A 22840-nucleotide genomic window follows, 5' to 3' on the forward strand; every position below is an offset into this window, starting at 1 on the left:
TCTGCTGTAACTTCGATATTGGCGATGCGTGACAAGTAGTCCGGATCGTCATGGCGGCCGGTCGGCCGTTTTCAAATCTGGCTATGTAGCCCTCGATGTGTGCCTGACGGCGCTATCGGGGGTTTTTTGTTTTGCGCAATGTCGACTGCGCGATCATGGAGTTGTGCGCGATGACATTGGATGTTCCGGCTGCGACCTCGAATGAGATTGTCGTCGCCTGCGTGCAGATGCAGCCGGCATTCGGCGACGTCGCCGCCAATGTGGCGCATAGTCTGGATCTGATCGAACAGGCCGCCGCGCGCGGCGCCAAGCTCGTGGTGCTGCCGGAGCTGGCCAATACCGGCTACATGTTTTCCTCGCGCGAGGAAGCGTTCCGGCTGGCCGAAGAGATTCCATCCGGTCCGACGGTGGCCGCATGGACGGATTGTGCCGCACGGCATGGCCTGCACCTGGTCGCCGGCATCACCGAGCGTGCGGGTGGCGACCTCTACAACAGCGCCGTGGTGATCGGCCCCGAGGGCTATATCGGTACCTTCCGCAAAGTACATCTGTGGAACGAAGAGAATTTGTATTTCGAGCCGGGCAATCTCGGATTCCCGGTGTTTCACACCGCGATCGGCCGGATCGGCGTGGCGATCTGCTATGACGGCTGGTTTCCCGAGACCTATCGGCTGTGCGCGCTGCAAGGTGCCGATATCGTCTGCGTACCGACCAATTGGGTGCCGATCCCCGGCCAGGCCGAGGGCCGCGAGGCGATGGCCAATATTCTGGCGATGGCCGCCGCGCACAGCAATTCGCTGTTCATCGCCTGCGCCGATCGTGTCGGCACCGAGCGCGGCCAATTGTTCGAGGGGCAAAGCCTGATTGTCAGCTACACCGGCTGGCCGATTGCCGGGCCGGCCAGTCGCGACGGCGAGCAAGTGCTGACCGCCGCGCTCGATCTCGGCGCGGCGCGGCGCATGCGCAATTGGAACGCATTCAACCAGGTGCTGCGCGACCGTCGCACCGACGTCTATGACCAGATGCTAGGAACCGGCCTCAAGCCCGGCTGGTACTGACCAACGCCTCGAACATGAAACGTCACCCCCAACCCCAGGAGTATCGATCGATGACCGTCTCTCGTTCTGTTACGATGTTGCTTGCGGCCGCCGCCACCTCGGCGATCTTCGCCGGCACGGCATTCGCCGCCGATGCGATCAAGATCGGCGTGCCGGTCGGTCTGTCCGGCGCCAACAGCGTGGTTGCCCCTTCGGTCGTGCAATCGGCCGAATTGGCGATCGCGGAAATCAACGCCAAGGGCGGCGTTCTTGGTCGCCAGCTTGCGCTCGAAGTCGCTGACGATGCCTCTGGCGCCGCCGGCGCGCAGAAGGCGTTCGACAGTCTGGTGTTCCAGAAAAAGGTCGACGTGCTGATCTCGATGGAGACAAGTGCGGCGCGCAATGCGGGGCTGCCGATCGTGGCGCGCGGCAAGGTGCCCTATATCTACACCTCGTTCTATGAAGGCAAATCCTGCAGCCCCTACATGTACGTCAATGCCTGGGTGCCGGAGCAGCAGGTGCCGCCGATCGTCGACTATTTCACCAAGGAAAAGGGCGCCAAGACCTTCTTCCTGATCGGCTCTGACTACGCCTTCGGCCGTGGCATGCTGGCCTTCACCAAGGCCTATATCGAAAAGACCGGCGGCAAGGTGGTGGGCGAGGAATATCTGCCGATGAACGGCACCGACTGGACCCCGATCATCTCCAAGCTGAAGAGTGCGGCTCCGGGCGCGCTGATCACCTCGACCGCGGGCGGCGCACCGAATGTGACGCTGACCAAGCAGCTGCGCGCCGCCGGCGTCACGCTGCCCTATGGAAATCTCGCGGTCGATGAAGGCACCGCCAAGAGCATGGGCGCCGACGCCGAGGGAATCTATCTGTCGGCCTCCTACGTCACCGGGATCGACAGCCCCGCCAACAAGACGTTTCTGGCGGCGATGAAGAAGAAGTTTGGCGACGATCTGAAAACCCCGAACGATCTGTCGGTGCCGGAATATGAGGCGGTCTACGCCTACAAGGCGGCGGTCGAGAAGGCCGGCAACACCGACCATGCGGCGGTGCTGAAGGCGCTGGGCGAGGTCTCGGTCGACGGGCCGCGCGGCAAGATCGCGATGTCGGACCAGCATCATGCGGCGTTGACGATGTATCTTGGCCAGGTGCAGGCTGACGGCAGCGTCAAGGTGATCAGCAGCTTCGCCAATGTCAGCCCCGGCGAACAGTGCCCGAAGCTTAAATAGTCAAATGTCCGCGCGGCGGGGCATCGCGTCCCGCCGCCGCGATCACAGGTAGTATCTCATGGTCACGCTCGCTCTCGATATTGTCAGCACAGCCGCGATCCTGTTCATCGTTTCGGCCGGTCTGTTGATCGTGTTCGGCGTGATGAAGATCGTCAATTTCGCCCATGCCTCGTTTATCACCGTCGGCGCCTATGCGGCGTTGCTGACGGCGCGCTCCGGCCTGCCGCCGGTGCTGGCGCCGCTGGTGGCCTTTGTGCTGGGAGGATTACTGGGAGCCGCGACCGAGCGCATCGTGGTGCGACGGCTCTATCGTCGGCCGCTCGATGCGATCCTGGCGACCTGGGGCCTCGGCATCGTGATTGGTCAATTGGTGACGCTGATTTTCGGCCGCGAGGTGCAGTTCGTGCCGTCCCCGATCCACGGAACGTTGGCGCTGTTCGGCGTCGACTACTCGCTCTATCGGCTGCTGTTGGTCCCGGTCGCGCTGGTGATCGCGGCGTTGTTCGCCGGATTGCTCAACGGCACTCGCCTTGGCCTGTCGACCCGCGCGGTGATTATGAACGAGAATCTGGCGCAGGGGCTCGGCATCGACAGCAGCCGGGTCCGCCTCATCACCTTCGGCATCGGCTGCGGTCTTGCCGCGGTGGCGGGCGCGCTGATCACGCCGCTCGCCAGCGTCGATCCCAATATGGGCCTGGCCTATTTGATTGGCGCCTTCATGCTGGTGATGGTGTCGGGCGGCTCGCTACTCACGCTCGGCCTGTCGTGCTTCGTACTCGGCGGCTTGCAGGTCATCACCAGCACCTTCATCAGCCCGATCCTCGGAGGCTTGACCATCGCGGTCCTGGCCGCGGTGGCACTCCGGCTTCGCCCGCAGGGATTCGCCCGTGCCTGACATCAACGCCATTGACATCAAGACGCCGGCGCGACGCTCCGGCGAGCCACGGCCGATGCTGCGCATTGCGGTTGCGGCGCTGGGTGCGGCGGCCGTCATCATGGTCGGGCCCTGGCTGCTCGATACCTATACGGTCAACATCCTGGTTCGCGCCTTCTTTGTGGCGATCGCCGCGCTGACGGTGGATGTGCTGTGGGGCGTCAGCGGCACGCTGACCTTCGGCCAGTCGGCCTTTTTCGGCATCGGCGGCTACGCGCTGGCGATCGTTTTTACCCAATTGGGGTTTGGTCCGGGGCAGGCGTTGCTGGCGCTCGCAGCCGCAGTCGGGGTTGCGGCCATCGTGGCCGCAATGGTCGGCTGGTTGTCGTTCTATCCCGGATCGACGCCGCTCTACGCCTCGGTGATCTCGCTGGTGCTGCCGATCGTGGTGGTGCAGATCCTTTATTCGGGCGGCACCTTCACCGGCTCCTCCAGCGGGCTGGTCGGCTTTGAGAGTTTCGATCTCGATCTGGAGAGCTGGTTTCGCCTGTCGGGCCTAGCGGTGATATCCGTGCTGGTCGTCACCTGGATCGCGCTGCGCAGCGATGCCGGACGCGTGCTCGGGGCGATGCGCGACAATGACGAGCGTTGCAGCTATCTCGGCATCGATACGCCGCGAGTCAGGATCGGCTTGTTGGTGATCGCGGGCGTGGTCGCGGCGCTGGCCGGATTCGGCTATGTCGGATTCGGCGCGGTCGCGGCCCCGGAGAATGCCGGCTTCGTATTCGGCACCCAATTGGTGGTGATGGTGGCGCTCGGTGGCCGCGGCTCGCTGATCGGCGCGGTGATCGGCGCGGTGGTGATCGAAGTCGCCAGCGCCTATCTCTCCAGCAGCCTGCCGTTCGTCTGGGAGTTGCTCGTCGGCATCGCCTTCGTCGTGGTGATCGTCGTGCTGCCGGGCGGGCTGCTCGGAGGCTTGCACGATCTGGGCCGGATGCTGCGCCGGCGTGTCGCGGCGGCGCCTGCCGCGGCCCCGGTGATGCTGCGCACACTGCCGCAAGCGGATGCCGCGCCCGATTGCGCCGACGTGGTGGTGGAAGTTGCCGGGCTTTCCAAGCATTTCGGCAGCCTGTCGGTGCTGAGCCAGATCTCGTTCACGGCGCGGCGTGGCGAACTGGTCAGCCTGGTTGGACCCAATGGGGCAGGCAAGACCACGCTGATCCGCTGCCTGGCCGATGGCGCCGAACGCTCCGAAGGCAGCGTGCGGATTGCCGGGCAATCGATCGAGCGGCTGCCGGCCAATCGCATCGTCGGTCTTGGGCTGGGCCGAAAATTCCAGGCGGCCTCGGTGTTCGAGACCCTGAGCGTGGCCGATTGCCTGCGCGTCGCCCGCGTCAAGAGCGAGCGGCCGTCGTTTCTCTATGCCTCGCCGATCCTGACCTTGCCGGCTGCGGCACGCGCCGTCGTCGAGAGCTCCGGGCTGGCCGAACGGCTGGGCGAGGAGGCGCGGTTTCTCAGCCACGGTCTGAAACAGGCGCTCGAACTCGCGATGGTTCTGGCGCTCGAGCCGAAGGTGTTGCTGCTGGATGAGCCGACCGCGGGGCTGACCCGTGTCGAACGCCAGGGCTTTGCCGAGATTCTCACCGCGCTGGTGGCGCGCGACCGATTATGCGTGCTGATCATCGAACACGATCTCGATTTCGTGCGCCAGATCTCGTCGCGGATCATCGTTTTGCATCAAGGCCGGATCGCGCTCGATGGCGCCGTCGCCGAGGTGGTCGATGCGCCGTTGGTTCGCGAGATCTATACAGGCCGGCCAGTGGCGGATGCCAAGGGAGTGACAGCATGACCGCCGCCGCGCTCGAACTGATTGGCGTCACCAGCGGCTATGGCAGCTCGCCGGTGGTACACGACGTGTCGTTGCAGATTGCGCCGGGCGAGATCCTGGCGCTGGTCGGCAAGAACGGCATGGGCAAATCGTCTTTGCTGAAGACAATTCTGGCGTTCCTGCCGGCCTGGAAGGGGGCGGTGCGCCTCGATGGCCACGACGTCACCAGGCTGGCGCCGCATCGCAAGCGCGCGCTCGGGCTGGCCTATGCGCCGCAGGAGCAGGCGCTGTTCCAGGACCTCACCGTGCGCGACAATCTGCGGCTCGGACTTGCCGACGACCGCAAATTCGAAGCCTTGCTGGCCGATGTCAGCGGCTGGTTTCCGATTTTGACCGCGCGTTTGGCGCAACGCGCCGGCACGCTGTCGGGCGGTGAGCAGAAGATGCTGATCGTGGCGCGCGGACTGATTGCGGAGCCGCGGCTGTTCTTGCTCGACGAGGTGACCGAAGGCCTGCAGCCCTCGGTCGTCGACCGGCTCGCCGAGGTGCTGGCGACGACGCGACGCGAGCGCGGCACCGCGATGCTGGTGGTCGAGCAGCATCTGCCCTTCGTGCTGGGCCTTGCCGATCGTTTCGCGGTGTTCAAGCGCGGTGAGGTGGTCGATGCCGGATTCGTCGATGCCGGTTCTGCCGAGCGGATCGACGAATACATGAGCCTGTAAAGCGGACGTCAACAGGACGGCGCGGACGAGGGTGCCCCCCGCGATCCAAAGACGTCGATCGCAATGCAAGGGGTGGTCTTCGTCGACCCTCCAATGTTCTCAGTTCGAAGTGCTGTCTGGAAAGTCATTCGAAGGGTTGCGGGTCCGGGTTTTGAACCTACACGGCAGGCTCAGGCAAATGAGGGAAGAAATATCGAAGAATTGGGTGATGCGGGGAAGACGGTAACGCTCTCCGGCGACCAGATTAACGTCAGGCAATCACGCTACGAGCGTGTTCTTCAGCAGGCCCTAGCAACGAGTCATGGAGATCGAATCTCCATGACTCGTTCCAAAAATGGCAATCGGGATTATTCCGCGCTGCTGCTGATGGTCAGGATCGGCACGTCCTTGCCGTCCTGGATCTCGTAGAGTGCGAAATCACGGCTCTTGAGCATGCCATTTGGCAGGAAATCCGCCGATGAACTGGCGCCGTCATAGTTGATGGACTTGCCCGCCGCGAGAAGCTTGGCGCCTTCGGCGAAATTGGTCGCTCGTTCGCCGGGGCCGTTTGCGACCTTCATGATGTGATCCGCCACCGCGCGCGGGTCGGTGGATTTGGCGCTGGTCATGGCGAGCAGGAGGAGGTTGATCTCGTCATAAGCGGCGCAACCATAGGGGTTCAAGATCTGACCGTTGGGCTTGAGGCCGACCAGGCGCAGATAGGCGTCATAGGTATCCTTGCCGACCGGAGGAACCGGTGATCCGTGCAGGATGCCATTGGCGGCGGAGCCGACTGTCTTCTTGAAATCGGGGCCGATGGCGAAGGATAGCGCGATCACCTTGCCGGTGTAACCGCCACGAATGAGCTCGCGGTACAGAGCCGTGAAATCGGTCACGTAGCCTGCGAGGAACAATGCCGGCGCCTTGCTGGCGATCAGCTTCTCGGCCTCGGCACGATAGGAGATCTGAGTGGGGTTGTAGTAAAGCGGTTCGCCGACGATCTCGCCGCCGACATCCTTCAGCGCCTTGCCGAAGGACGCGCCCATCGAGGCTGCGAAGTCGTTTTTGGGACCCGCGAAGCCGACCTTCAGCAAGCCGCGCTTGGCGGCGAGGCCGGCCAATGCGACGCACCACGCCTTGTTGAGCGGCTGCAGATTGTAGCAAAGATGCTTCTTGTCGCCATCCGGCAGGAAGTCGGACGAGCCGGTGAAGAGCTGGACCACGTTCGCTTCCTGGCACAGCGGCATGATGCCGAGCGTCACGGATGACGCCCAAGTCCCGATGATCGCCGAAACCTGGTCGGCATCGATCAGTTTGCGCGCTGCCCGCACGGCTGCTTCCGGATTGGTTTCCGAATTCTCGGTGATCAACTCGATCTTCCGACCTAGGACGCCTCCGGCGGCATTGACCTGCTCCACGACGGCCAAATGCGCCTTGTTCTTCTCGGGCCCATAAGGCGCGCCACCGCCGGACAGCGGGATGAGGCTGCCAATCTTGATCGGCGAGGATTGCGCCAGTCCCTGGCGAAGAAACGCCGGCGCCGCGAGGGCGATCGTCGATCCAGTGAGGAACAATCTGCGTGATAGCTTCATAGGGTTGATCCTTTGGGTGAGATGATACGGGGCGCGGCTTCTGCTGGCCGTTGATGTACCTCGGGCAGGAGTCCCTCCGGTCGAAAACGGATCATCACAATCAACACGCTGCCGATGATGATGAAGCGCAGGGCCGAGACTTGTTCGGCGTCGAGAAACGCCAGCCACGGCGAGAGGAAGCGGGTCCCCTCGTAAATCGACACGACGGCGAGAGAGCCGAGCACGGTGCCGACCATGTTTCCGGCGCCGCCGACGATGACCGACATCCAGACGAGAATTGCCACGGGGGTGGTGAAGTTCTCCGGTGTGATGGTCTGAACGTAGTGGGCGTAAAGCGATCCGCCGCCTGCCATGACGGCGCTGCCGAGCACGAAGGCCTGCAGCCGGTAGACGAAAATATTCTTGCCCAGCGTCGCCGGCACGAGGTCATCCTCGCGGATGGCGCGCAATACGCGGCCGTAGGGTGCCGTGGCGAGTCGCCGCATCAGCACATATACGATGACGGCTGCGACGACGACGACGCCGAGCACCATATAGGCCGTCAACGAACGTCCGAGCCCCTCGATCACCGGGCGGGTCGAGATCAGAAAACCGCGCGGCCCACCGGTCAGCCAGTCCTCATTGTTGAAGACGAGGCGCACGGTCTCCGCGAATCCCAGCGTCACGATCGCGAGAAAGTCACCCGAGAGCCGCAACGACAGCAATGATACGGCGGCGCCAGCGATCGCGCCGACGATCATCGCGCAACCCAGACCGGCGATGAAGGGGACGTGAAACGTTTCGGTGGCAATGCCGCTGGCGTAAGCGCCGAGGCCGTAGAACCCCACCACGCCGAAATTGATCAGGCCGGTCAATCCAAATTGAAGATTGAGTGCCAAAGCGAGGATCATATAGATCCCCGCAACGGTCAAAATGGAGACGAGATAAGCATCCATGCGATTACTTGCGCTCCACCTTGTCGCCCAGCAGGCCCTGCGGTCGCAGCATGAGGACGAGGGCGATAACCGCGAAGCCGACCGCGCCTTTGTAAGTCGGCGACAGGAAGGCCACGGTGAGTTCCTCCGCGAGGCCAATGATCACGGCGCCCGCGGCTGCGCCGACCGGCGAGCCGAGGCCGCCTACAATGGCGGCGGCGATGATCGGAATCGTCACCGCCCAGTTGAGATTGGGATCGATCGACAAATCGACGCCGACCAGTGCCCCGGACAGTCCGAGCAGGGCCCCGGCAACCGCAATGCCGAACACTTCAACGCGTGGCACCGGGAGGCCCCGGACATTGGCGAGCGAGGGATTGTCGGCGACCGCGCGCAGCGCGCGGCCGATCGGCGTCAGGACAAGCAATGCGCCAACGGCAACGATGGCGAGCAGCGAAACCGAGACCACCGCGAATGTCTCGCGCGTGATCCGCGCGCCCCAAATCACGAGCGGACCTGTGAGGGGGATGTCGAACCCCTTCATCTGGGCGCCGTATATGAACCGAACGATGTTCTCGAGAACGAAAGAGAGCGCGATGGACACCAGCAACAGCGTGCCGCCGCCGCGGCCGCGCAGCGGCCGAAACACGAGGCGGTCGCTCATCGCGAGCGCCACCGCGCAGACGATCATGGCGCCGACGCCGGCGATCCACAGCGGCAGTCCCAGCGGGACGTTGATGGTCCAGGCCGCGAAGGCGCCGATGGTCACAAAGCCGCCGACCGCGAAATTGGCATAGCGAAACAGCGTGAAGACCAATGTGAAGGCGACGGCCGCAGGCGCGATGATGGCAGCGCTGGATAGCGTGTTGATGGCCATTTGAATCATGCGGCTTCACCGAAAAACAGCGCACCAAAGTCAGGTTCTTCGGCGAGCGCTGCGGCATCTCCCTCGCGGACGACGCGTCCGTCGACGAGAACAAGCGCGCGGTCGGCGCGTTGAAGCGCCGCGCGGGCGTTCTGCTCGACGATCAGGATGCCAAGATTTGCCGTCGCCGCGAGTTGGCGAAGCGTGTCCAGCATGTCGCCGACGAGGAGCGGCGAGAGGCCTGCGGTCGGTTCGTCGACCAGCAAGACGCGCGGTCGGGCCATCAGCGTCATGCCCAGCCCAACCATTTGGCGTTGACCACCCGAAAGGCCGCCCGCGCGTTTATGAAGGTAGTCGCGGATGGTGGGCAGAAGGGAGAGGACCTCTTCGCGGCGCTCGGGGATGTCGCGGTGGCCCCAGGCGCTCACGCCGAGATTCTCGGCGACGGTCAGCGTGCGGAAGACGTTGCGCTCCTGCGGCATGAATACGGCGCCGGCCTGCGCGCGCGCCGATGGCGGCAGCGGGATCAGGTTTTTCCCATCCAGTTCGAGGACGCCGCCGGTGACGTTCGCCACGCCGGCGATCGATTTCAGCAGCGTCGATTTTCCGGCGCCGTTCGGTCCGACCAGCGCGACCATCTCGCCCGGCGCGAGTTGCAGATCTATTCCGTGCACAATGTCGCTGGCTCCATAGCCTGCGCGGAGACCCTTCAACAGAAGTAGCGTCATGCGGCCTGTCCCAGGTAGGAGTCGATCACCGCCGGATTGGCGGCGACGTGATCGAAGCTTCCCTCCGCCAGGACCTTGCCTGAGGCCATGACGACGACGCGCGATGCGAGGCTGCGAATGAAACCGATATTGTGCTCGATGATGACGAACGTCTTGCCGTGCTCGCGGTTGAGGCGCTGGATCAGGACAGCGATGGCGTCGACAAGATGAGGCGCGACGCCCGCGGCGATCTCGTCGAGCAGGATGATCTCGGCCTCCGCCATCAGGCAGCGTGCCAGCTCAAGCAGCTTCTTCTGCCCGCCGGACAGATTGGCTGCGAGCTTCGATTCATGAGCGGACAGCGACACCAGCGCCAGAACCTCGCGCGCCCGCTGCGTGATCGCGCGTTCGGCGGCCCGGGTGGCGGTCGGCCGAAACAGCGCGCCCACCAGGGACTCGCCGACGTGATCGCGGGCGGCCAGTTGGACGTTCTCGAGCACCGTCAATTTGTCGAGTTCACGCGCCAGCTGAAATGTGCGCACCAGTCCTAGCCGTGCCAGCCGATAGGGTGGCAGGTTGGTGGCGTCGACGCCGTCGATGGTCAGGCTGCCGGCATCGGATTTCAGGACACCGGACAACAGGTTGAACAGGGTGGTCTTGCCGGCGCCGTTGGGACCGATCAGGCCGACGATTTGACCGGGATCGACGTAGAACGACACGTTGTCGACGACGGTCGTTCCACTGAAGCGCTTGGTGAGGCCGTCGGCCATCAGGCGGGACGTCATCGCTTGCGCCCCCGCGTTTTTGTGGTCGTCTTCCTCCCGGATCCTCCAGAGAGTGCTGGCGCCGCGGCCTGATCCTTCTGCAGCAGGGCTTCCACGGCCTCGACCAGCGTGGCCAGCACGGCGCGAACCCGCGCTTCGTCGGGGTGGATGTTGTCCTGGATACGCAATCCGCGCAGGGTCGAAACGATCAGCGTGATGATGACGTGAATGCGCTCGGGGGGGAGGCCCGAGGCCTGAAAGGCCTGGGCGCCCAATGCCTCGTAAGATGCGAACAGATCGGTCAGGATCCGGTTGACGGCCTCGCCGATCCGGGCTTCGGAGCGGCCTGAAACCATGAGGTCCAGCATGGTCACCAGCGCGTTGGCGCGAAACACTTCCTCGTAGAGGCGCCCCACGAAGGTCGCGACATCGGTGCGGCCGTGGCTGATATCTTCGGCGAGGCCGGCGACGATGTCGCGGGCCTTCTGCCAAAAGTGCGTCGCCGTGTCGATGATGATGGCGTCGCGCGTCGGGTAGTGGTGCAGCATCGCGCCGCGCGACACGCCGCATCGCAGGGCGATCGCGGCAGCCGATGCGGCGTTCACGCCAACTTCGGCAATGAGGGCTTCGGTCGCAGCGCGCAATCGGGCGCGCATGATCGCCCCTTTGGCCTCGCGCCCATCGGTGGTTTCAGTCGGGTCTTTGACGGCAGCATTTTCCATGCGTGGAAACTGCCACAGAAATTTCGTCCGCCGCGCGCAAAAAAAGCAGGCGTGACTGCTTGTTTTTTGCGCGAGGTAGCCCGGTGCCGGTCTATTCCAAGTAGAAATTCAGCCAAAAGAAAGCGGGATGACGCCGTTTCTGCCAGAGCAAGCATTCGTAACGCCAAACATTTCACCAAATGAGTATCTGTCATCACCGATGACTTTGCATTTCTCTTAAATCGGAATCCAGAACCGAATTTGTTACTGAATATGAGTTCTAATAATCGAAGATTTACCTGGGGTGCGTGGATTTAGACGTGTTTGCGCGCCGCGCAAGGTGGGATGTAAGCAGAGCGGCGAGTGGCACCGAGGATCGGTTGCGACCGATCGCAATGTTTTGAATTGGGGAAATTCATTGCTCGCCCCGCAGTTGAGCGTCCGGAATTCGGATCAATCGTCAAATATCGGGCCCGCCGATCTCGTCATCGCAGGGGCGCGTCAAGTGATCATCTGCGATCCCAAGAAGCCAGATGGCATCGGTGTGATCGAGAACGGCTGCGTCGCCATCCGCGGCGAGACCATCATGGCCGTCGGCTCCGCTGACGAGATCGCGCCCTTGCGTGGCGTAACCACGGCGATCGTCGATGCGGACGGCGGCGTGGTGACCCCGGGGCTTGTCGATTGCCACACCCATCTGATCTTCGCGGGCGATCGCGGGCACGAGTATTTTCAACGCACCAAGGGCCTTGATGACCGCGGCCTGACCGCGGCCGGGATTGACTGGGGAGTCCCGGCGTCAACGAAAGTCAACGCCGGCGTCTCGGTCGAGCGGCTTGTGGACGCGTCGATTGCGCGTGCGCAGACCATGCTCCGCTGTGGAACGACGACGCTCGAAACCAAATCCGGCTATGGCCTCGATCATGCGAGCGACATTGCTTCGCTGCAGGCTGCTCAATTGATCGCCGCGCGAACCGGCATCGAGATCGCCGGCACCTATCTCGGCGCGCATGCGCGACCTTCCGAACAAGTGGACCGCTACCTGGACACGATGATTGCCGAGACGATCCCCGCTATCGCCGAAAAGCGCCTGGCCGAATTCTGTGACGTCTATGTCGATCCGGATGTCTTCACGCTGCCCGAATGCAGCCGGGTGCTCTCCGCCGCCGCGGATGTCGGTCTCGGCGCGAAGCTGCATACCGACGCGCGGGTCAATATCGGCGGTGCGCGGCTTGCCGCCGAAATGCGCGCGGCGTCGGTCGATCACGGCAACATGCTCAGCGACGACGATCTGCGTGTGCTCGCCGATGCAGGGACCAGTGTGGCGTTCTTCCCGGGGTTCGATTGGGCGGTCAATCATTCGCATCCGGTCGACGGACGGCGGCTGCTGTGCTCGGGCGTCAACGTCGCCGTCGCCACCGATCTGTGCCCGGTATGCTGGCATCTGTCGCAGCAGATGAGCATGGGATTCGCTTGCCGCCTGTCCGGACTGACACCCGAACAGGCGCTGCTTGGCGTCACCTTGAATGCGGCGAAAGCGATCCGCCGCGACCACCGGATCGGTTCGATTGTTCCGGGAAAACAGGCCGATCTCGTGGTGTTCGACGTCCCGGACTATCGCCAGGTCGCGTTTCGCTTCGGCGCGAACTCGGCCCGCTGGGTCGTCAAGAAGGGACGAATTCTCGTCGACCGCAATGCCTATACCGCAAGCTCTGACTCTAGCAATGATCGGAACCAGTGATGAAGGACAGAATGGACGAAGGCCTATGGGCGTGGCGCCAGACCGAAAACCACAACCATATGATCGATCTGCAGGAGGTCGTGCCTGCTGTTGACGGCGAACCCGCGGTGGAGCTCGCCTATTTCGGCGCATCGGCGTTCCGGATCACGGCGCCATCCGGCCTCACCATCATGATCGACCCATGGCGCAATCCGCCGTGGGGCACCTGGAATTGGTACCTGTACGATTTCCCGGAGGTCGTCGTGGATATCGCGATGTCGACCCACGCCCATTTTGACCATGACGCCGTCCACCAGCTGAGCGCCAATGTGATCCTCGATCGGCTGATCGGGACTTATCAGTTTGCCGACGTCAAGATCACGGGCATTGCCGACAAGCACGTCTCCGACAGCACGCACAACGCCTATGACTGGGCCGAGATGACGCGCAGGCTGACACCGATGAAGACCAATCCGCCGGACAATTGCCGATCGTTCGACAATTGCCTGTTGGTGATCGAGGTCGCCGGATTGAAGATTTTGCATTGGGGCGATAACCGTCCCAATCCGCCGCAGAGCGTCTGGGACAAGATCGGCGAGGTCGATATCGCCCTGTTGCCCATCGATGGATCGCAGCATGTCATGAGCTATGCTCAGGTCGACGAAGTGGCCGAGCGTCTCAAGGCGCGCCTGGTCGTGCCGCACCATTATGGTGTCTGGGATGTCACCACCCGAGGCTCGACATTGCTGCCGCCCGACACATGGGTGAATGGACGCGCTGACGCGATCTGGACAGAGAGCGGTTCGGTTCGGCTCACACCGTCCTTCGTCAAGCAGCAGCACAATCGCGCTTACTGTTTCGGCGAGCACGTGGCTTTCGAAAAGCCTGTCCCGCGCGGCGCGGGCAAGTAGCCCAAAGGCGCTCCGGCCCGGCTCGCGATCGCGAGCCGGGCCGCGACGTGGCGTCGCGCACTATCTCGACAGCGCCCGTTCGGCTGCGGTGTCCCACACGATTTCGGCCGCATGCGAGGCAAATCCGCCGATCCGCCGCGCCAGGCAGATGGTGCGCGGGAAGCCCGGCGCCAATGGCACCGTGACCACGCCCGCATGGGTTTCGGGCACCGCCATTTCGGCGATGATGGCGACGCCCATGCCGGCGCGGACCATGGCGAGGATGGACGTGATCTGCTGGATCGAGTGCTGGATCGACGGTTCATGACCGCCGCGGGCAAACCACGCGCGGATCAATGGTTCGCTGCCACCCATCGACAGAATAAAGGGTGGCGACGAGAGCGCCTTGGCGTCGAGCGTCGCGCGCTGCGCCAGCGGATCCTTGGCGCGGATCAGCGCCACCAGACGGTCCCGCGCCAGCGGCATCAGTTCCAGATCCGGATCGTCGTTGTCGTTGACGATGGAGAAATCCACTAGCCCGTCGCGCAAGGCCTGCAGCGCCGGCTGATCGGTCCGCTCCAGGATTTCGATGAGCAGGGCCGCCCGCCGCCTTGCGATCGCGGCGACCAGCCCGGGCAGAATATGGGTGGACGCCGATGCGCCGAACGAGGCGATGCGGACGAGGCCGCTGCCATGTGCCCGGCTGTCGTGCAGCCGTCGCGCCGTTTGCTGTGCCAGCTCGTCCTGCCGCAATGCGTGCTCCGCGAGGATCCGTCCCTCCGCGGAGAGAACCACCGGGCGCCGGCCGCGAACCACAAGGGCGACGCCGCACAGCGCTTCGGCCCGCGCGATGGCCTTGCTGGCGGCGGGCTGGCTGACCTCCAGCGCCCGCGCCGCCTCGGAGAAATTGCCGTAGCGCTCCAGGAGCGGAAGCAGCCGCAATGCCAGATGCGGGATGTCTTCGAACGGAGCGCGCACAGATATATAACCTCAAGTTATTGGATTATGCTTGCCATTCCTATCAGGAATTTCCCCGTCGTCATCAGAAAACGTCGGGGCCGCCAGTGACTCTCGCCATCAATCCGTTCATCGCCGCCATACCGACCAACCCCTTGCGCGCGCTGTTTCCCTACGGTGCCAGGCCGGGAATGCTGAACCTCGCCAACGGCCACCCGTCACGCGATGCTTACGATCACGAAGGGCTGGTCGAAGCAGCGAGCCGCGCTAGCCAGGACTTCTCGGCCTGGACGTATGGCTCCAGCGCCGGCGATCCTGCGCTGATCAGCGCGCTGACCGAGACCGTTGCGACATTGCCGCCGGGACGTCGGCTACTGGTCACCTCGGGCGCGCAGCAAGGCATAGATCTGGCGATCCGGACCTTCGCGCCCCCGGGCACCAAGGTGCTGGTGCCGGAGCCGGTCTATCCCGCCGTCCTATCGACCTGCGCGGCCGTCGGCGTCGAGGCGCTCGGTTACCCGATCGCGTCAGACGACATCGAACTCGCGGGGCTCAAGGCCGTCCTCGCGGGTGCCGGGGACGTGCGGGCGCTGTATGCGCTGCCGACCTTCGGCAATCCGACGGGCGACACGCTGACCCTTGAACAGCGCATGCAGTTACTCACATTGTGCGCCAAGCACGACATACCGGTGATCGAAGACGCGCCCTATAGCGATCTGTGGTTTCGCGCGCCGCCGCCGCCGAGCCTGCTTGATCTCGCGCCGCAGGTCGACGGGGCGATCGTCATCTATCTAGGCAGTCTGTCCAAGATCATGTCGCCGGGCTTGCGGATCGGTTGGCTGGTCGCGCCCGAGGCAATCGCGGCGGCGATGCAGGATGCGCGACAGGCCAGCGATCTGCAGCCGAATGCGCTGGCCCAGCGCGTGGCCTATCATTACCTGCAGCTGGGTCGGCTGACCGATCATGTCGCGCGGGTGCGCAAGCTCTACGCCGAACGCCACGACGCGCTTGTCGAGGTGCTCACCGCCGCGGGCTTCACCGTCCCGAATGTCGGGGGCGGCATGTTCATCTTCCCGTTTCTTCCGGCCGACAAGGGCAACAGCAATCTGTTCGAGCGCACGGTCGCACAGAACGTGCTGTTCGCGCCGGGACCAGCCTTTTGTACACGGGCCGACAGCGGCCTGTTCAGCGATCGGATGCGTCTTTGCTTTGCCGGTCTCGCCACGCCCGAAATCGTTCAGGCGGCCGAGCGGCTCGTCGCCGCGATCAGGAGCTGATGATGCGGGTCTTTACGGCGAAACTGGAGCTCGGGGCCTCTAATCGCATTTGCGGGCTGGCGTTGGCAGATCAAGCGCGAGGCTTGTCATGATTGGGCCGATCGTTCTTGCGCTGATTCCCATCGTGTTGCTGATCGCTTTGGGTCACGCCATGAAGCATCGTAAGTTTCTTGCGGACAGGTTCTGGATGCAGGCCGAGCGCCTGAGTTACTTTGTTCTGCTGCCCGCGCTGTTCGTCCATGGCCTGGCCACGGCGAATCTCGCGGGCATCCCGATCTGGGGGCTTGTGGTGGCATTGATCGGCTCGACTCTGGTGGCCTCGGCGGTGCTTCTGCTGTTCGGTCACTCGGTGGCGGCGGATGGCCCGGCCTTTACGTCGGTGTTTCAGGGCGGCATTCGGTTCAACAACTATGTCGGTATCACTGCCGCCGTTGGATTGATCGGCGCGCACGCCATCCCGCTGGCGGCGGTAGCCAACGCTGCGGTGGTACCAACCGTCAACGTGCTGTGCGTGATCGTGTTTGCGCAATATGGAACGGCCAAACCGACACTGCGCGGGATGCTGCGGGGCATTGCGTTCAATCCCTTGGTGGTCGGCTGCGTCATCGGCATATTGTTGCAGGTCACCCACATTGGCCTGCCGCCAGGCATTGAGGGTTGCGTCAAGGCGCTCGGGCAAGCCTCGCTCCCGCTCGGCCTACTGTGCGTCGGCGCCGCGCTCGACTGGGAGGCGCTTGGTCGCGGATTGAAGCCGACGATCTTCGCATCTGGTGCCAAGTTTATCCTGATGCCGCTCGCGACGGCCTTGATCTGCTTCTGGCTGAAGCTCGATCGTGAGGCGATCATCATCGCGGTGCTGTTCCAGGCGCTGCCCACGGCCTCGTCATCCTATGTGATGGCGCGGCAGCTCGGCGGCGACGCCGAACTGATGGCCGGCATTGTGGCATTCCAGACGATCCTTGCCATCCTGGCGGTGCCGGCTGCGTTGCTCGTCTTGAATGTTTGGCTGTGATTGCGAGCGGTCAATTCGGCTACACCACGTCAGGGGCACGATCTGCGAGAGTCGCTTGAGGCGCTCCTCGGTATCGAGCATCCACCTTGGATGGTCAGGCCAGCCGACGATGCGTACGCCGATCGATGAGTCTGTTCAAACGGGCCGTTCGGAAGGTGAATCGGCGTTCGCCATAGGCGTCGCCTCCTGCCTGAAGGCATCCTCGGCAATGTCATCCGCGTAGCGAAACAACGCTCACCGGCGCGACGCTGGGGCAGATCGGCCATGACGATCGCCAGGCTCTTAAAGCTCAAGATGCGGGCGCAGCGCGCGAATGATTGCCGCTAGATCGTTCCATTAGAATCCCAATGATGGACCTGGACCAGATGGGGCGGCCATGCCAGGTGAGCCTCTGGTGGAGGGCCATTTGCATGCCACAGCAGACGATCCATCATCTCGTGCAGGCAGCGGTCGGAAACACAACTGTGGATACGACGGCCGATCCAGACGTTCATCTGATCCGGGCTCGGCGCGCGTGAGCATTCGCCGCAACCTGCTAGAGACCGGATGCTGGGAGCAAACAGGCCCCCCAGACATACCCCATCAATCTCCCGCGCGAGATCGCCTCAGTTATGCCGGACAACGCCAGCAATGATCGTAGCCGTCGCCAGGGAAAGCCCAGGATATGAATCAGCAGCGAAGGGCGCAGCGTAATCGCTTGAGACAATTTCTTGGCCCCTGCGAATGTTTCGCCGTTGCGGATTAACCTTGTGCCCCAATGGTACGTCTGCCAGGCGATCGCCTTGCGCTTGAGCGTTGATCGGGAGGCGCCAGTGGCGTGTTTCACCATCGGATGTGCGTAAATTGTTTCAATCGCCTCAAGGGCCGGGTCGGGAAAATCCTTCTGTATGGGTGCCCCCATCGCTGATTGCGCATGTATCCGGTACCCCATCACATGAACCGGGCAAGACAGGAAAGATCCGAGGCACGCCAGACGGCACCAGAGGTCCCAATCTTCGCCCACGCGGAGTCCTTCGTTCCAAAGCCCGGCAGCCTCCAGCGCCTCGCGTCTAATGATCGCGGTCCCGGTGTTTTGTAGGAAATTTCCTTTGAAGATGCGCGGGAAAGCCGCGGCATCGTTTACGCCCTCCGCGCGTGTCGAAGGCAATGACGGAACCTCGCTGCTATCGCCATGAATGAGACTTCGCCTGCCGAAAGCCAAAACCGCATCAGTATTCGCCTCCAAAGCGGCGATCATTGAGGGCCAATTCTCCGCAATGGCGATATCGTCGGCATCAAATGGCAGAATGAACTTGCCGCGCGAATGACGAAATGCAGCGTTGCGGGCTGCTGAAGGCCCCCGATTCGACTGGTTCAACAGAGTCAGGCGAGGGTCCTTGAACGAATTGACAATCTGTTCGGTGTTGTCAGTCGAGCCATCGTCAACAACGATGATCTCCACATCCACAGCGCGGAATTCCGTCAGGGGCGCAAGACACTGTGCTATGTATTTCTCGGCATTATAAGCCGCGATGATGATGGAGAGCGTAGGTTCCATCGATAGATCTCGTCTTCCATTCGAACGCGTCAACTGCCCAATCCTATCTGTCATTCCAACTGTTCTGCTATCTCTTTCATAACGCAACGTCAGATTGAGACTTGCGGACCGTCAAGTCTTATCGACGGTTTCTTTGTCCGAAACGGAGTAACCGATTGCAGATGCGACGCGGCCCAGGCTTCGGCGCTAGGGTTCGATATTGATGCGGTTAGATGGTTTGCTTTGTGAAGGTGCGGTGCCAAGTTTCGGCGACGTCCGGCCGGACAGGCGACGCGTGCTGGAAGCTATGGCGAGTGGCCGATCCGGCAGCGTTGCCGGCCTCGAACGACATCAATGTCGCTCACATCCGGCGAAACAAGGTCCCGCCGACACCGGCATCCACCGCATCAGGGACGAGTCGCAGCTGGCTTCGCGGTATTCTCAGCGGTGAATCCACGTTTGCGCCGCGTTGACCGACCGAGTAAATCATCGGAGACCAAGTCCGAGAGCTCCAGAGACAAGCGGTGGATGATGCCCGGCCGACTCCAGCGTTCGAGCGCGCGCTCTCTGGCATTATTGCCCAATATTTCGGTGAGAGCTCGCTCGTCGTCCAGCAGGCCGATTGACTCAACGAGGCCCAGAACATCCCGGGGTGCGACGATCAGCCCGACATCCTCGACCTCATCGGCGAAGCAGGTGCCGCTATCGGCGATTGCGATAGCCGGGCGGTTCGATGCGAGGATCTCGCCGAGCAAGGGAGGCAGTAAAGAGTCCGCCGTATTTTGCTGCACAATATGAAAATCCGCGGTGGCGAGCAGCTCGCTGCAAGGTGCTGGCGGCAGATCGAGAAGGTGCAAATTCGGAGTTTCGGTGGGGACCGACGCCGCTTTGCCATAGATCACCAAGTGAATATGGCTTTGACGTTGACTGAAGATCATTGCCGCGCTGACGACCATGTCGAGCGCGTCCTGATCGAGCGATGCGCCAGGCACAAGACCTAAAAAGTGAGCCTCGTTCAATCCTAACTGGCGGCGAATCCGTGTCTTACAGCTACCGGGTTCGATTGCGCTGAGATCGATCCAATCACGCAATTCATAAGTCTTTCTTGCATCGACGCCTCTGCTCTGGAGTTCTCGCCTCATCTGCGGCGAGATTGTCGATACGCGATCGAACAGCATGAGGGAGAGCGTTTCGAGATAGTATAACATCGTCTTGATGGGCCTGATCGCGAATAACCGCCCTTCGCAGGCTTCCGCAAAAGCGGGTTCACGAAGATGAAGCCACGACCTTGCGCCGATGCATCGGGCCGAGAGGGCGACAAGAGCCGCGTAAATCGAAGTTGGCGCAATGAGGAGGATGGTATCCGGACGGCCTTTCAAGATGCGCGTCACCATGGGCCCGATGCCTGAGAGCGCAAAGGACGTATGTTGCCAAAACCGAATTATCGCTGAGCTGGGCTTTGAATGTGCAGCCTCCGCTCGCACATAGTCCGTGATTTTCGAAGTGCGGCCTGGGCCGGTTGTCGCTTGGTCATTCGCATCGCCTGTTGCGCGCCGGGCAAGTGTTGGGAGTGCTGTCGCCTCCACGTCATGGCCGGCGTCGATCAGGCTTTGACAAAGTTCAGCATTGGATCTGGCGATCCGATCTGGATCTGATGCGCAATCGACGGCTACTACTAAAATCCGCACGGCCTCACCCAAACGCAAAATGATACGATTGATTTTGGTTCGTTCGAAGAGAAAATCTGCAATTAAAATAATTATCGATTAAATGATATCAGCGTTGCTGAGTCAACACGCGGAGTGGGTTCTATTACATCGTTCCGACAGGTGTTGCGACGCGACTGTCATGAATTAGCAAGCTGCGGTCAATCATTGCAAACATAGTTGGATCGGCGAGCGTCAACTGCACTCGTTGAGGTCGGTGCGACAAGTTTCGGCTCTCGAGCGCGATTGAGGAGCTGCGGAATTGACGCGGCCATCGCGCCGTCATCGACCGCGGCATCGCTGGGCTCATCGCACCCCGGTGTAGTGGTAAGATAACTACGATGTATCGTGCTGGCGGTCTTGCAGCCATCAAATATAACGCGAACCGAACCGGGGTTGCGACCAGCGCCAATAATGACGCCAGTCTGACGTCGAAGTTTCGGAAACCGTCTTTTGCCCAAGGATGTCAATTCGAATCGAACCTTGAAATCAGGGCGTCGTTTCATGCAGCCTCCCACCGATGGGCATCGCAGAAATCACAATACTCCACACTAAGTTGATTCGCTGATTGTTTCTAGGGATCCGTTAATACAAGAAAATGAGAATAGTCAATTAGTTGCCTGGCAACTGGGGTGCAAGTGTGGCCGCACGTTCGAAGCCGAACGGGTTCATTCGCTGCCAGCGCCAGTGATCTGAGCACATCTCGGCGACCGATCGCCGCGCCTTCCAGCCGAGAACCAGTTCAGCTCGACGCGGGTCGGCGTAGCACGCCATCACGTCGCCGGCACGGCGAGGGCCGACGACTTTGGGAATGGAGCGGCCGCTGGCGGCAGCGAAGGCATCCACAACCTCCAATACGCTGGTGCCGAGTCCGGTCCCCAGATTGACCGTCAAAAGCTGCCCTTCCTTGAGCTTGTTCAAGGCCATCAGGTGACCGTTGGCCAGATCGACGACATGGATGTAGTCACGGATGCAGGTGCCATCTGGCGTAGGATAGTCGTCGCCGAAGATTTGCAGGTGCTTCCTGCGCCCGACCGCCACCTGCGCCACGAAGGGCACAAGATTATTCGGGATGCCCAGGGGACTTTCGCCGATCCGCCCGCTGGGATGCGCGCCGACCGGGTTGAAATATCGCAGGATCGCGATCGACCAGTCCGGCGCGGCGGCGTGGTGGTCGCGCAGCATCTCCTCGATCATCAATTTGCTGCGGCCGTAGGGATTGACGGCGAAAAGCGGATGATCCTCGTCGAGCGGCAGACGTTGCGGCTCGCCGTAGACTGTGGCCGACGAACTGAACACTAGTGTTTTGACGCCGACGGCTTGCATGGCCTTGAGGAGGACGACAGTGCCGCAGACATTGTTGTCGTAATAGGCGACGGGGGTGCGGATCGAGTCGCCCACGGCTTTCAGGCCGGCGAAATGGACCACCGCCGTGACGCCGTGGCGACGCATCACGTGCTCAAGGAGGGGGCCGTCGCGAATGTCGCCCTGGCAAATGATTGGCGGACGTTTGCAAAGCGCCTCGACCTGCGCGAGCGAGGCGCGGCTGGAATTGCTGAAATTGTCGACGATGACGACGCCATGGCCAGCGTCGAGCAGTTCGACGCATGTGTGCGAGCCGATATAGCCGGCTCCACCTGTCACCATGATCATGGGAAACTCACCTCCGGCGAGAACAGTTGGCATAGTTGGTCCGCTGCGTGGATCGCTTGGGCGCAGGGGGATCGTCTCGTCGTGGTTTGGGCTTGGTTGGACCTCGACGCGCGGCGCATCGCGATTGCCCCCGGGTATATGGCTCTATCTTTGATGTTCGACCGCGGCGATGGTGTCGGCGTGGTCGGGAAAGCGGGTCGCGAGAACGGCCTTCAGGGAATTGAAATGGTCAATGTTGGTCTCGAGCTCCCGCAGCCGTTGCTCGCCGTCGGCGATTTCCCGATTGAGCCTGTTTTGCAGCCCAGTATTCGTTGGCTCGCGGTCGAGATATTCGTCGGTGTCATTGCCAATCGTGACCGCGGTTCGGGCGATGACGTCGTTGAGCCGCCGATTCAGACCATTCAATTCGATGCGCGACGTTTGCAGCGCGGTCTCGATTGATCGGGCTATCGAGCCGATTCGAGCGGCGTCAGTCTGGAAGTTACGGCCGGACGAACGGACCTTGAGTACATCGCCGAACCGCCCGCCTGAAAGCGACTTGAACATAAGCGTTTCCCCTTGCTGTTAGCGTCCCCAGGTGGGTTAGAATTGTTGGTCCATTTTCGACAGTTCGTCGGAGTTGGCTTCTCGGTGCCGCATTCCACCGGTGTTGGCGGCCAGAACGGAGTGCTAATAGAGCGTCGCTCAATTCGGAGACGGCGGGTCCGCAAAGCGCTTCAGAAACGTCTCGAGACAGAGATGTTGCCCTGGTGCGGGAGTCGTTTGATCGAGCTGGAGCGGGCTCTGCCGAATGGTCAGAGGCGGAGAATTTCGATTGGCCTGTCGAAATTCTCGGATCTCCTCGAGGTTCAGGCGTTCAAGAGCGTGGCGCGAGATCGCGTGGCTGTG

The 22840-nt window shown here is 62.2% G+C and carries 20 protein-coding genes; 10 read left to right on the forward strand and 10 right to left on the reverse strand.

Going from position 1 to position 22840, the window contains the following annotated elements; all coding sequences use genetic code 11:
• The first annotated feature begins 227 nt into the window (after positions 1-227).
• Genes RBJ75_RS26730 through RBJ75_RS26750 form a run of 5 tightly spaced genes read left to right on the forward strand, consistent with a single transcriptional unit; the run spans position 228 to position 5699 of the window.
• Positions 228-1058, forward strand: a complete 831-nt coding sequence (locus RBJ75_RS26730) for a nitrilase family protein (RefSeq protein WP_044405086.1) — start codon at positions 228-230, stop codon at positions 1056-1058.
• A 50-nt stretch (positions 1059-1108) separates the two neighbouring features.
• Entirely contained in the window at positions 1109-2275 is a 1167-nt protein-coding gene (locus RBJ75_RS26735) for a substrate-binding protein (protein ID WP_044405003.1), read from the forward strand.
• Between the two features lie 58 nt (positions 2276-2333).
• Positions 2334-3170 carry a branched-chain amino acid ABC transporter permease gene (locus tag RBJ75_RS26740; RefSeq protein WP_044405005.1) on the forward strand — a complete coding sequence of 279 codons (837 nt, stop codon included), beginning with the start codon at positions 2334-2336 and terminating at the stop codon, positions 3168-3170.
• A gap of 55 nt (positions 3171-3225) precedes the next feature.
• Complete coding sequence (locus tag RBJ75_RS26745) at positions 3226-4998, forward strand: ABC transporter permease subunit (protein ID WP_044405089.1); 1773 nt, start codon at positions 3226-3228, stop codon at positions 4996-4998.
• On the forward strand, positions 4995-5699 hold the full coding sequence (locus RBJ75_RS26750; protein ID WP_044405007.1) for an ABC transporter ATP-binding protein: 705 nt from the start codon (positions 4995-4997) through the stop codon (positions 5697-5699). Before RBJ75_RS26745 ends, RBJ75_RS26750 begins: the two co-directional genes overlap by 4 nt.
• 347 nt (positions 5700-6046) lie before the next feature.
• Here RBJ75_RS26750 and RBJ75_RS26755 read toward each other — a convergent pair whose 3' ends face one another.
• The 6 genes from RBJ75_RS26755 to RBJ75_RS26780 are packed head-to-tail and all read right to left on the reverse strand — an operon-like array spanning position 6047 to position 11242.
• Positions 6047-7270 carry an ABC transporter substrate-binding protein gene (locus RBJ75_RS26755; RefSeq protein WP_044405008.1) on the reverse strand — a complete coding sequence of 408 codons (1224 nt, stop codon included), beginning with the start codon at positions 7268-7270 and terminating at the stop codon, positions 6047-6049.
• On the reverse strand, positions 7267-8205 hold the full coding sequence (locus RBJ75_RS26760) for a branched-chain amino acid ABC transporter permease (RefSeq protein ID WP_044405010.1): 939 nt from the start codon (positions 8203-8205) through the stop codon (positions 7267-7269). Before RBJ75_RS26760 ends, RBJ75_RS26755 begins: the two co-directional genes overlap by 4 nt.
• Before the next feature lie 4 nt (positions 8206-8209).
• Positions 8210-9070 carry a branched-chain amino acid ABC transporter permease gene (locus RBJ75_RS26765; protein ID WP_044405013.1) on the reverse strand — a complete coding sequence of 287 codons (861 nt, stop codon included), beginning with the start codon at positions 9068-9070 and terminating at the stop codon, positions 8210-8212.
• The gene (locus RBJ75_RS26770) at positions 9067-9777 is read right to left on the reverse strand and encodes an ABC transporter ATP-binding protein (RefSeq protein WP_044405016.1); all 711 of its coding nucleotides are present in this window, start codon (positions 9775-9777) and stop codon (positions 9067-9069) included. Before RBJ75_RS26770 ends, RBJ75_RS26765 begins: the two co-directional genes overlap by 4 nt.
• Positions 9774-10541, reverse strand: a complete 768-nt coding sequence (locus tag RBJ75_RS26775) for an ABC transporter ATP-binding protein (protein WP_044405019.1) — start codon at positions 10539-10541, stop codon at positions 9774-9776. The genes RBJ75_RS26770 and RBJ75_RS26775 overlap by 4 nt, the downstream gene beginning before the upstream one ends.
• Complete coding sequence (locus RBJ75_RS26780) at positions 10538-11242, reverse strand: TetR/AcrR family transcriptional regulator (protein WP_044405022.1); 705 nt, start codon at positions 11240-11242, stop codon at positions 10538-10540. The genes RBJ75_RS26775 and RBJ75_RS26780 overlap by 4 nt, the downstream gene beginning before the upstream one ends.
• A 397-nt stretch (positions 11243-11639) precedes the next feature.
• On the opposite strand from RBJ75_RS26780, the gene hutI reads away from it, so the two are divergent.
• Entirely contained in the window at positions 11640-12962 is a 1323-nt protein-coding gene (hutI, locus tag RBJ75_RS26785) for an imidazolonepropionase (protein ID WP_317528565.1), read from the forward strand.
• Complete coding sequence (locus tag RBJ75_RS26790) at positions 12962-13852, forward strand: MBL fold metallo-hydrolase (RefSeq protein WP_044405025.1); 891 nt, start codon at positions 12962-12964, stop codon at positions 13850-13852. The genes hutI and RBJ75_RS26790 overlap by 1 nt, the downstream gene beginning before the upstream one ends.
• Positions 13853-13912: 60 nt before the next feature.
• Here the strand turns inward: RBJ75_RS26790 and RBJ75_RS26795 are convergent, their stop codons facing one another.
• Positions 13913-14809, reverse strand: a complete 897-nt coding sequence (locus RBJ75_RS26795) for a LysR family transcriptional regulator (protein WP_044405029.1) — start codon at positions 14807-14809, stop codon at positions 13913-13915.
• On the opposite strand from RBJ75_RS26795, the gene RBJ75_RS26800 reads away from it, so the two are divergent.
• A complete protein-coding gene (locus RBJ75_RS26800; protein ID WP_080900824.1) occupies positions 14773-16065 on the forward strand; it encodes a PLP-dependent aminotransferase family protein in 1293 nt (430 codons plus the stop codon). The two genes, RBJ75_RS26795 and RBJ75_RS26800, sit on opposite strands and share 37 nt — an antisense overlap.
• A gap of 88 nt (positions 16066-16153) precedes the next feature.
• The gene (locus tag RBJ75_RS26805) at positions 16154-17077 is read left to right on the forward strand and encodes an AEC family transporter (RefSeq protein ID WP_044405032.1); all 924 of its coding nucleotides are present in this window, start codon (positions 16154-16156) and stop codon (positions 17075-17077) included.
• A gap of 535 nt (positions 17078-17612) precedes the next feature.
• On the opposite strand, the gene RBJ75_RS26810 is transcribed toward RBJ75_RS26805, so the two are convergent.
• The 3 genes from RBJ75_RS26810 to galE form a co-directional block, all read right to left on the reverse strand.
• A complete protein-coding gene (locus tag RBJ75_RS26810) occupies positions 17613-18647 on the reverse strand; it encodes a glycosyltransferase family 2 protein (RefSeq protein WP_276156715.1) in 1035 nt (344 codons plus the stop codon).
• A gap of 353 nt (positions 18648-19000) precedes the next feature.
• Positions 19001-20281, reverse strand: coding sequence for a glycosyltransferase (locus tag RBJ75_RS26815; protein ID WP_160297897.1), 1281 nt, complete (start codon positions 20279-20281; stop codon positions 19001-19003).
• Positions 20282-20911: 630 nt separating this feature from the next.
• The gene (galE, locus tag RBJ75_RS26820; RefSeq protein WP_044405041.1) at positions 20912-21952 is read right to left on the reverse strand and encodes a UDP-glucose 4-epimerase GalE; all 1041 of its coding nucleotides are present in this window, start codon (positions 21950-21952) and stop codon (positions 20912-20914) included.
• A 96-nt stretch (positions 21953-22048) separates the two neighbouring features.
• On the opposite strand from galE, the gene RBJ75_RS26825 reads away from it, so the two are divergent.
• Positions 22049-22393, forward strand: coding sequence for a hypothetical protein (locus RBJ75_RS26825; RefSeq protein WP_160297898.1), 345 nt, complete (start codon positions 22049-22051; stop codon positions 22391-22393).
• The last annotated feature ends 447 nt before the right edge of the window (positions 22394-22840 follow it).

This window comes from Rhodopseudomonas sp. BAL398 (genome assembly GCF_033001325.1).
In the GTDB taxonomy this organism is placed as follows: domain Bacteria; phylum Pseudomonadota; class Alphaproteobacteria; order Rhizobiales; family Xanthobacteraceae; genus JARJEH01.